Annotated in this window: 9 protein-coding genes and 1 pseudogene; 7 read left to right on the top strand and 3 right to left on the bottom strand. The window is 34.5% G+C overall.

Annotated features, from left to right (window positions below):
- The 5 genes and pseudogenes from HMPREF9073_RS06845 to HMPREF9073_RS06825 form a co-directional block, all read left to right on the top strand.
- A pseudogene (locus HMPREF9073_RS06845) lies at window positions 1-1469 on the top strand (hypothetical protein); the annotation flags it as partial.
- Window positions 1470-1545: 76 nt separating this feature from the next.
- Window positions 1546-2094, top strand: coding sequence for a hypothetical protein (locus tag HMPREF9073_RS06840; protein WP_009415086.1), 549 nt, complete (start codon window positions 1546-1548; stop codon window positions 2092-2094).
- Window positions 2095-2178: 84 nt separating this feature from the next.
- Entirely contained in the window at window positions 2179-2532 is a 354-nt protein-coding gene (locus HMPREF9073_RS06835) for a hypothetical protein (RefSeq protein WP_009750764.1), read from the top strand.
- Window positions 2533-2534: 2 nt separating this feature from the next.
- Window positions 2535-3860: a hypothetical protein gene (locus HMPREF9073_RS06830; RefSeq protein WP_009750763.1), complete on the top strand. Its 1326-nt coding sequence runs from the start codon at window positions 2535-2537 to the stop codon at window positions 3858-3860.
- Window positions 3857-4261 carry a hypothetical protein gene (locus HMPREF9073_RS06825; protein WP_009744737.1) on the top strand — a complete coding sequence of 135 codons (405 nt, stop codon included), beginning with the start codon at window positions 3857-3859 and terminating at the stop codon, window positions 4259-4261. Before HMPREF9073_RS06830 ends, HMPREF9073_RS06825 begins: the two co-directional genes overlap by 4 nt.
- Window positions 4262-4286: 25 nt before the next feature.
- On the opposite strand, the gene mobC is transcribed toward HMPREF9073_RS06825, so the two are convergent.
- The 3 genes from mobC to mobA all read right to left on the bottom strand — a co-directional run bounded on the left by mobC (window position 4287) and on the right by mobA (window position 8158).
- Window positions 4287-6305 carry a conjugal transfer protein MobC gene (mobC, locus tag HMPREF9073_RS06820; protein ID WP_009750762.1) on the bottom strand — a complete coding sequence of 673 codons (2019 nt, stop codon included), beginning with the start codon at window positions 6303-6305 and terminating at the stop codon, window positions 4287-4289.
- A 65-nt stretch (window positions 6306-6370) separates the two neighbouring features.
- Window positions 6371-7708 (bottom strand): conjugal transfer protein MobB, encoded by a 1338-nt coding sequence (mobB, locus tag HMPREF9073_RS06815; RefSeq protein WP_009750761.1) that lies wholly within the window; start codon window positions 7706-7708, stop codon window positions 6371-6373.
- Window positions 7709-7732: 24 nt separating this feature from the next.
- A complete protein-coding gene (mobA, locus tag HMPREF9073_RS06810; RefSeq protein WP_009750760.1) occupies window positions 7733-8158 on the bottom strand; it encodes a conjugal transfer protein MobA in 426 nt (141 codons plus the stop codon).
- A gap of 581 nt (window positions 8159-8739) precedes the next feature.
- On the opposite strand from mobA, the gene HMPREF9073_RS06805 reads away from it, so the two are divergent.
- Both HMPREF9073_RS06805 and HMPREF9073_RS06800 read left to right on the top strand, forming a co-directional pair.
- Window positions 8740-9498, top strand: coding sequence for a ParA family protein (locus tag HMPREF9073_RS06805; protein ID WP_009750758.1), 759 nt, complete (start codon window positions 8740-8742; stop codon window positions 9496-9498).
- An 11-nt stretch (window positions 9499-9509) separates the two neighbouring features.
- A complete protein-coding gene (locus tag HMPREF9073_RS06800) occupies window positions 9510-9893 on the top strand; it encodes a DUF3408 domain-containing protein (protein WP_009750757.1) in 384 nt (127 codons plus the stop codon).

Raw genomic sequence — 9893 nt, 5'->3', positions numbered from 1 at the left:
GTGATTATAAGATGTATACAGAGGGTGATACTATCATCTCAGCTGCTGGTAGAAATGATTTTGCTAATGCTGAGAAGGTGATTTTTGGAGATAAACCTGAGAGGTATGCGAGTAAGAACACAATCAGTAATATAGATGACCCTAAAACAGAAATAGATTATAAATTTTTAATATATTTTAATAGAGGAAAAGAATACAAAGGTGAGTATGGATTTGATTGGATGCGAAGAGAGTATATAGAACCTATAGAAAAAGTGAAAACCTTCGATGATAAAAAGAAAAGAACTATATGTTCTAATCCTGAAAAATTAAAAGAAAAATACATATCTTTTGATAGATTTAAAATAAGATATTATTGTCCTTGGGTTTCTATATTTCCATCTGAATACCCTAATTCTCCTCACAAAGAAGGTATTGATTTACATATAGAAATATTTGATGATTTCCCTGAAAATAAAAAAGTAAAAAAAAATAATAATATAAAAATTTTATTTGAGTCAGAAAATCTTGATATTAACATAACTTCAAATTCTGAAAAATTAAACGAATTGCGAAAAATCAATATTAGGTGTGGAGAAATATCTGACATTTCTGTTATTAATGTAAAAGCAATTCTTTCTGAAGGAGAAAGTGTAAAAATAAATGAAAATATAGGGAGACTTTATCTTTATCCAAATAAAGATATAAAGAAGATTAATTTATATATGATTAATTGTTTGATTAATGATGGAAATATGAAAATATTAGATAAAAAGCTATTTAATATAGAACTTGAGAAATATCTAAATACATATGTTTTAAATCAATTTCTCACACAGTGTGAGGTGAAATCTTATGAATATTTTGATTTAAGAAAACATCGTAATCAGGAAGGACAAACGCTTATAGAAAAATACCAACTTAATAAAGAACCTTATGTAAAGGAATTAAAGGCATCTGATAATATCTACAAGTTTAGAGTTGCTGGAAATGAAATTAGAGATATTAGAATTTTCCGAGACGATTTATTATCATTATATGAAACTTATGGGAATACAAGACTACCAATACGAGGAGCTAATAACATAAATAAATTCTTATTTTTCATAGATATTTTTGTACAGCACACAGAAGGTAAAGAGCGTTTTTATCTTGAAAATGATATTCCTAAAATAGATGCGATAGATGTGGATTCTTTTGCATATTTAATAACAGAAGAACCTATGGGAAATGCTATAATTACATTTACAAAAGAAAAACTAGAGTCTTCAACAATTGCACACGAATTAGGTCACAATATGGGATTATCTCATTTATTTTCTAAAGAATCAGAATTTTATTTTTACAAAGGTTATACAGATAATATTATGGACTATGAAAATAGAGAGCGTTTTGAAGTTACAGGAAATACAGACAAAAATAAGCACAAAAGAAAGTCATTTTTTAAATGGCAATGGGATATTATTAGGGAGCAAATGGAGGCACTCTAATAAACTAATTATTATATTTCTGAGCTTGTTTTTATCTCCAATAATATTGTTTTCTCAATCGAAATATAACATTGTTGTGCAAGGAGAAAAAACTTATTATTATGTTGCAGAAACACCATTTAAAGATTTTATCAATGCGTTTAGTAGAGAGAATTTTACGGAAGCAATTAATATCAAGGATAATAGAAAGGATTTAATCGATAAAAATCTAATAACAATAGATACACTGACGAATATACATCATTCGATACTGAATCATATTCCTTTTAGAGAAGGGTGCGATACAATATTTGTACTTTTCGGAAGGGAAAAAGATTTTTATTATTCCAAATATACTTTTGATAATCCAAATACAAGAATTAAAAGAAAAGATTTTTTTATACAAATAAATTTTTATTTAAAAAAAGAAAATGGATTAATACATAAGGTAAAAGTTTGTCTCCCTGAGAATTGTAAACAAATAAAAAAATATAAACCTTTAAATTCTAAAAAAATCTTAAGATTACAAATAATTTTGAGTAAAAATAATGTATTGGATAATAGTTCAGAAGTTAAAAGATATTATAATATAAAATATAAGGAAAAGCTGAATAGAGAGTATCCTATCATATGGGAAATAAAATAAGAACAAATTATACTTTCTTTTACTTCTTCACCCAGAGTCTCAACCGAAGATGAAAGTATTTTACTTACTGATAAGAATGGCAATGTGATTAAGTTAGATACTCAGGGTAAGAATATAGAGATTTCTGCTCCTGAGACTATTAATATTACGGCTAAGAACATCAATTTAAAGGCAAGTGATAGTATTGATTTTGATGCTAATGTAAATATCACTGAAACGGCTGGAAAGGCTAAGAAAACGGATGTTTGTGGAGATATGTTTGTATATGTGAATGGTGCTTTAACTGAGGTGATTGGGGGAGATTTGCATAGTGAAACAAAGAATGCGAGAACAGAAAATAGCACAGGAGGTATGGTCGTAAATTCTGAAGGTGCTATAGAAAACCACTCACAGCAAAAAGTTCGTATAAATGGTGGTGAAAATACAAGAATGTCATAATTATGAGTAGAACAAGAATTGTAGGAGGAGTATACACTAAAATCACAGGAGGTGATTATAAGATGTATACAGAGGGTGATACTATTATCACAGCTGCTGGTAAAAATGATTTTGCCAATGCTGAGAAGGTCATTATTGGGACTAATCCTGAGAAAATGGATTTTAGAGGAAAAGGAGGCACTCTTCTTATTACAAAAGTAGAGAGCGAACCTAAAGGAGATGTATCACCTAATCAGAAGGTAACTTATAAAGTTACGCAATATAATTTTTCTGAAAAAGTAACTGAAGCTGATAAGAATCGTATACAATGGGCTATTAAAATTGATGATAAACAAGAGGTTTTAAAAGAAAAAGGCGAAAAACTAGTGTTAACTATAAAAGAAGAATGGGCAGGAAAAGAAATTAGTGTAATGCCTTATCTTAAAGAGCCTGTAGAGAAAATTAGTGTGAAAACAAAAATAATAAGAGAAGAAGTTTTAATAATTATAGGAACAGAAAATAAGAAGAAAGAATTAATATTTCCCGCTATGGGGATAAGAAAATTACGTACTAAATTTGCTAAATATCCTTTTGTACGCTTTATTATATTTACTGGAAGTTATACAGAAGATCAATTATCAAAGATAGAACTTTCAGCTATTTATCATAATAAAAGAGTAGAATGTCAAAGGGTCAATACTATTGATGATGTTATAAATATCATAAACTCAGGAGATATTAGTAATAAAAAAGATAAAAGTATCAGAAAGGTAAAAAGTATTTTTATATATTCTCATGGGTATGTATATGAAAAAAATAATGAACATGAAGGTGTGATAGCTTTTGATTATGACAATAAGATAAATGAACAAAAATTAGATAAATCTTCTTTTTCTAAAATTGATAATAATATTTTTTTAGATAATAACAGAACAGAATTGTATTCATATGCTTGTAGAACAGGAATTGGAGTTTCATCAACTACGGGAATAACTGACCCTAAGAAAAATAATAGCTTAGCTCAACATATGGCAAATATAGGAAAAATAACAGTTTTTGCATATATGAGAAAAACAGATTACAAAAATACTTGGGGAACAATAGCACATAGAAGAACATACGAATCTGATCATGATAGTGGAGAAAATATATGGGAAAATTTTAAATCAGATTTATATGATATGCTACCAGATCCTGATGATATGAAAGAATTTTCTAAATATAGAGCACATCAAGAGATAATTGATGGAGCAGTATGGAATATTAATGGCGCTTACATTGATGTTAAACCAGGTACGACCCCAGATTCTGTTCCTGATACATTCTATAAATATACTCCAAAGAAATGAAAAATATAAAGAGAAGTTTTAAAATAGCTATACTATCTATTTTTGTAGGAAGTATACAAATGGTAATATTCCTTCCTGATGGTTCCTATTGTGATGACTTAAGTAGTGATGTCATTTCAGGGATATTTAGATTTATGCCAATTCAATTTATAATTATGTTTTTTAATAGTTATATTTTTAAGTCTTATGATAAATATACATCATTATTTGTTTTATTATTTCTTTGGCTTTATATCAATAAAATAGAATTTACAAATAGAGAAGCTTGTTGGTCAACTTTTTCAGAAAGAGAGATTGAAGAATACGTAATAGATCATTCAATTTTTCCTTGTTCTATATCTTTATTTCTTTTTTTTTGTATATATTGGATTATGAAAAAAAAGAATATGATTAACTTTTAAATAATAAAAATTAGAAACAGAAATATCAAACATATTCTCCTATCTCCCCCACCAAATGCCTTAGTTCAGGGTCGTTGGAGATACGTTCTTTTTCGCGTTCAATGATTTCAACGACATCTAATTTTATCTGGCGGTAATTGGCTTCTACTTGTTCTTTGGTGGTATCGTTGCCGTTGGCATCGGTGAAGGAGAGAACTTCGGGAATTTTCTGGTAGGCTTTGGTCTCTGCGGCTACTTTGGCGTTGTCTACAACTATCTGTGCGTGGAATATCTTCTGATCAATACGCTCGTCAAAATTATCAGAAACAGCTCCTACAAACATCCCTTGAGTAAGATTGGATATTTTGCTGGCAGGAATCAAACTATCCAATTGTGTAGATATGGAGGTAGAGGTATCATTGCGGTTGATAGTAGTAGATTGCCTTTTCTGCAATACCTTTCCAAAACGTTCAGAAAGGGTTTTAGCAGTTTCCCCTACTACTTGTCCGCTAAAAATATTCCCCACAGTATTTTGTATTACCTTGCTTTCCTTATCTCCATAATCACGAGTGAGCTGTGAATAATCTTGAAAGCCCAAACACACTGCTACCTTATTACTTCGGGCAGTGGCTATCAGGTTATCCAATCCTCTAAAATAAATCGTGGGTAGCTCATCAATAATCACTGAGGATTTGAGCTGTCCTTTTTTGTTGATGAGCTTTACAATACGAGAGTTGTAGAGTCCCAGAGCTGCCGAGTAAATGTTCTGCCTATCAGGATTGTTGCCCACACAAAGTATTTTAGGTTCATTAGGGTTATTGATATCCAACGAAAAATCATCACCTGTCATCACCCAATAGAGTTGAGGCGAAATCATTCGGGAGAGTGGTATTTTAGCTGAGGCTATCTGCCCTTGTAGCTGGTCTTGTGCACCTCCTTGCCAAGCATCCATAAAAGGCGATAGGTAATTCTCAAGTTCAGGATACGAGGTGAGAATGGTAAAGACATCAGCATAAGGCTTGTTCAATAGCTCGATGGCGTGTGGAAAGGTACAGTACTTACCCTCTTTGTAAATCTTCAAAAACCAAATAATAGCAGCCAAGAGAATGATAGGCGACTCTACAAAGAAATCCCCTTGCTTTTGTATCCACGAGCGGTTAAGGTTGAGCATAATGGTATAAGCAGACTCGTAGGCATCGGAAATATCGCTCATAAAGTTGGGGTTGATAGGGTTACAACGATGACTACGGCGAGGATCATCAAAGTTTATCACATAGAACTTAGGCTTTACCTTGTACTTGTCTAAGTTTTTTAGCAAGTGATTGTAGGCAATGGTAGAGAGATCATCAAACTTGAAGTCGTAGATGTACATTGCAAAACCCTTTTCAATCTGTTGTTTGATGTAGTTGTTCACAATAGCATAAGATTTACCAGAACCAGGAGTCCCCAGCACTATGGTCGCCCGAAAAGGATTTACCACATTGATCCAGCCTTTGTTCCACTTCTTGCGGTAGTAGAACAAAGTAGGCAAATTCACAGAATACTCGTTTTTCATCAGTCGAGTTTCCTGCATAAACGACTCGTTTTCATTGTTAAAAACATCGTCTAAAAGATTGTCTTTTAGCAAGCGACTCATCCACGAACCTGCCATAAGGAGCGCTATGTAGCCCAAAGATAGGGTAAGGATATAAAAAAAGGCAACCACTGAAGCAGGAAGTCGCAAGTACAAAATCCAAAAGTTACCAAAGTAAAGAGTAGCTCCTATTCCCAGAGCGATGTAAATCTTTCGCCAAGTAATTTTGTCATTCTTTACGCCTGTTGTGCCCAAACAGCTCAAAGCTAAGAGCAGGAGGGCAAAGCATTTGGTGTATAGCGGGTGAGAGAACAGTCCTGCTGTTCGTTGGAAGTTGGTCAGGATTCTATCTACTACGGCTAATATCCACTTTTCGCCTTGGAAAAAGCCATAACAATACCAATAGAGGTGCATTAGTACTATGAGAATACTTACTGCACGCATAAAAGCCATAATCTTGGCTAATGCTCTTAAATCATCATCGTTTTGCATATTTGTTTCTGTTTTTAGTGTTTGTCAATATTTTATACTTAGCTGAGCCAATGAGCTGGCTACACTTAAGATTTGTTTTTCATTTTTCTCCGTTTGGCAGTAGCACGTTTCATTCTTCTGGTAAAATCCTCTTCTTCGTAATCTACCCCTTGATCATCCAAAGAGAAAAGAGTAAAGAAAGCATTTAAGGCTGAGTCCTTGCCAAAATCCTCTTGGTAATGTGTCCAAGAAGTGTCAGAAAAAGTATCCTCTTCAACAGTATTAGTATTGTTGTGATTTTTACTTGCATAATGAGTTACAGCCGGCATATTTACCTGAGAGGTTGAAGCAGGAGCAGGCTCTTCTAACGATTTTAGCCACTGATGAAAAACATTGGCAGAAAACTCCTTCCCCTGCTGAGATCCATTATACACACATCGGCTGTTGTGGTCGATAAAGGTTACCCCGTAGGTTCTCCCCTCTTTGTTTTCACGAAAGACAACCTCAATACCTTTAGCTTTTAGTTTTTGAATAAATTCACTTTTGCTATGAGTTGTTTCTTTGGCAAAGATGATATGTGCCTTTAAGGAAATGGTGTCTTGTCCTTTTAGGTATTCGTGTTCCTTTTGCAAGTGTTTTTCGATATAAGGTAAGCTGAGTGTTTTGCCGAGCTTGGAGGCTTTAAAAGGATGGCTTGCTTTGTTACCATTCTCATCCAATACCACATACACCAAGCCCTTTTTAGGAACGCCTTGCAGTTCGCCTTCTACCTTTTCTACGGCTATGTTAAACTGATTGAGCAAGGCGTTAAATGCTCCTAACGAGGCAAAATGATAGTGTTTTAGCAATTGTTTTACAATATGTACCAACTCCTTTTTAAGGTCGTTTTGTCGGTAATCTAAGGGTATTAATTTAGACAAAGGCAAGAACTCATCATCTGTTAGCTGTGAATCATTGGTGATAGCAGGGATAAGTTGGTATTTCGTTTCCAACTCTCGGCATACTTTCATTGAACGTATTTTTTCAAAAGTATCAGGGATTTTCTTGCCGTTTTCATCTATCCCCAGCGATACGATGTGAATGTGTTTGCGCTCGATATCCGAATGTTTGTAAACCACAAAAGGTTGGTCGCCAAAGCCCATTTGCTGCATATAGTCAGTAGCCAACTTTACAAAGGTCTCATCACTCACCTTATCGTTAGGATCGGGGTTGAGGGAAATGTGCAGGATAGGTTTTTCTGTCCTTATGTTGGCATAGAGATAAGGCGCAAAAGAACGAGACACTTCCGAAATGCCTACACTTCCTTGCAGAGGTTGTATCACTTTTTGAGCGTATAACACCTCACCTTGTCCTTTAGCTACCTTGTTGTGATTGTACAAAAGTACTCCTAACAGCTGCGCCCCTCGATGTATTTTTGCTATCATAAACTGCTGTTTTCTTCTTAAAAACTACTTTAGTTTTTGCTCCATTTGCTGCGAAAGTTCTAATATTTGTTTGCAGATAGCAATCAATTGGGTAGTTTCTTTCTCCAATTTATATAGGTAAGCAGCCGCTTTCTTCTCCGAAAAATTACGGTAGAGTATCTTTACAATCTGATTGTAATTCACCCCTACCAAACGAAATTGCGCATAGAGTTCAGTGAGTTTGGTGTAATAATCTAAAGCAGATTTATCAATTTTCACCACTTTTATCTCTCGGTTAAAAAGCAAAGAGGTGATAAAATGCGCTTTGACTTTCATTCCTGATTGCTCGAAAAGCGAGAGAAACTGATTGTTTTCTTCTTCATTCAATCGAAAAACATATCTAAAAGAAGCAGGGTTTATCTTTTTATTTCTACCTGTGGAGCGTTTGTGAGTTGTTTTCTGTAAGGTCATATAAATTCAGTGTTAGTAAAAAAACACGACTTCGGAGTGCGTTTTAAGCTCCCTGCAAGGGCAAGTGGTTTTGAGGTGCCTACACGCCTAATGCGTGCCTCAAAACACAACTTGCTCTGTTCGGGTGAACAGAAAATTCTCCCTAACGGTCGAATTTTAATTAGCCATAAAGAGAGAAATTAACACTACGAGCGGGTAAAGTGATTTCAGGGTGCAAAACAAGTGATTTCTTAGCAAAGGATTTGTATGTAACATAAAGCCAATCACTTCCTTACAAAGCCATTTACAACCCTACATAAGGCTATATGTATATTTGTATGTTCCTTTGCACCCGCATACCAAAGCAAGTATGTACGAATGTAAAAATGCAATTAGGTAGCTATGTAGCTACAAAGCTATAAAGCTACAGACGTATGTACATACGCAAGTAATTAGTCAATTAGATAATTAGCCAATTACTTATGTGAGTAAATACTTACTTATGGAGGTAGTTAGATAATTGGCTAATTACAGATAGTTGTATTTGAATAGCTATGCACTTATATACTTACTGAATTACAAACATATTTAAACACATATATATGACATCAACGACAAAATTCATTAGTTTTTCTACTCAGAAAGGAGGGGTAGGAAAAAGCACCTTTACCACCTTAGTAGCCAGCTTGCTACATTATCGAATGGGCTACAATGTAGCGGTGATGGATTGTGATTATCCACAATACAGCCTACACCGAATGCGAGAACAAGACCTCAAAACAGTGATGAACAACGAGCATTTTAAGAAAGCTGCTCATAGACAGTTTAGTGAGCTAAACAAAAAGGCATACCCCATAATACAATGTAAGCCCAATGAAGCTCTTGAAAAGGCACAACAGCTTATCACAGAGACACCTTTCCCTATAGAGGTTATACTTTTTGATATGCCAGGGACAGTAAACACCGCAGGGATATTGACCTTGCTGGCACAAATGCATCACATTTTCTCACCTATCACTGCCGATAGAGTGGTAATTGAAAGTACTTTGAGTTTTACTGAGGTACTTTCCAATATCATCGCAAAGAATACCGAAAGTACTATTAAAAGCGTACATTTGTTTTGGAATCAGGTGGATGGAAGAGAGAAGTCGCCTTTGTATAAGATATATGAGCAGGTGATTGCTGATTTAGGTTTGAACCTGATGCAAGCCTACATCTCTGATAGCAAGCGTTTCCGAAAAGATGGCACAGAAAACCAACGATTGGTATTCCGTTCTACCTTAATGCCTGCTGATGAGAAGCTGATGAGCGGTTGCCATTTGGACGACTTTATTAATGAGTTGGTACAGATTATTCAGTAAAACCTAAAGATATGAAGACAGTAAAACCTATAGACGAAAACGAACTAATGGAGCTAATGGCAGGCAAGCAACCCACGCCTGCCTCTGCCATTGCTACAGCTCCGATAGAGACAGAGAAAGCACCCCAGAAACCAGCTCCTACCAAGAAGAAAAAGGCAGAACTCTACGAGTATGAAAGTTATTTTTTTGAGCAGGGAGAGACTTCTGCAAGGGAAGGAAAATCGGTGTATATACGCCCTGAGTTTCACCAGCGAATAGCCCGTATTGTACAGGTGATAGGAGAAGACAAGATCAGTCTGTACAGCTATTTAGATAATGTGCTCAAAGCGCATTTCGAGCAGTACCAAGAGGAAATTACACAGAGTTTCGAACAGAAATACAAACCTATATTTTAA

The organism is Capnocytophaga sp. oral taxon 326 str. F0382, from assembly GCF_000318295.1.
GTDB classification, from domain to species: Bacteria; Bacteroidota; Bacteroidia; order Flavobacteriales; family Flavobacteriaceae; genus Capnocytophaga; species Capnocytophaga periodontitidis.
The sequence above is the reverse complement of the archived record's forward strand: the minus strand, read 5'-3'. Positions and strand labels throughout refer to the sequence as shown.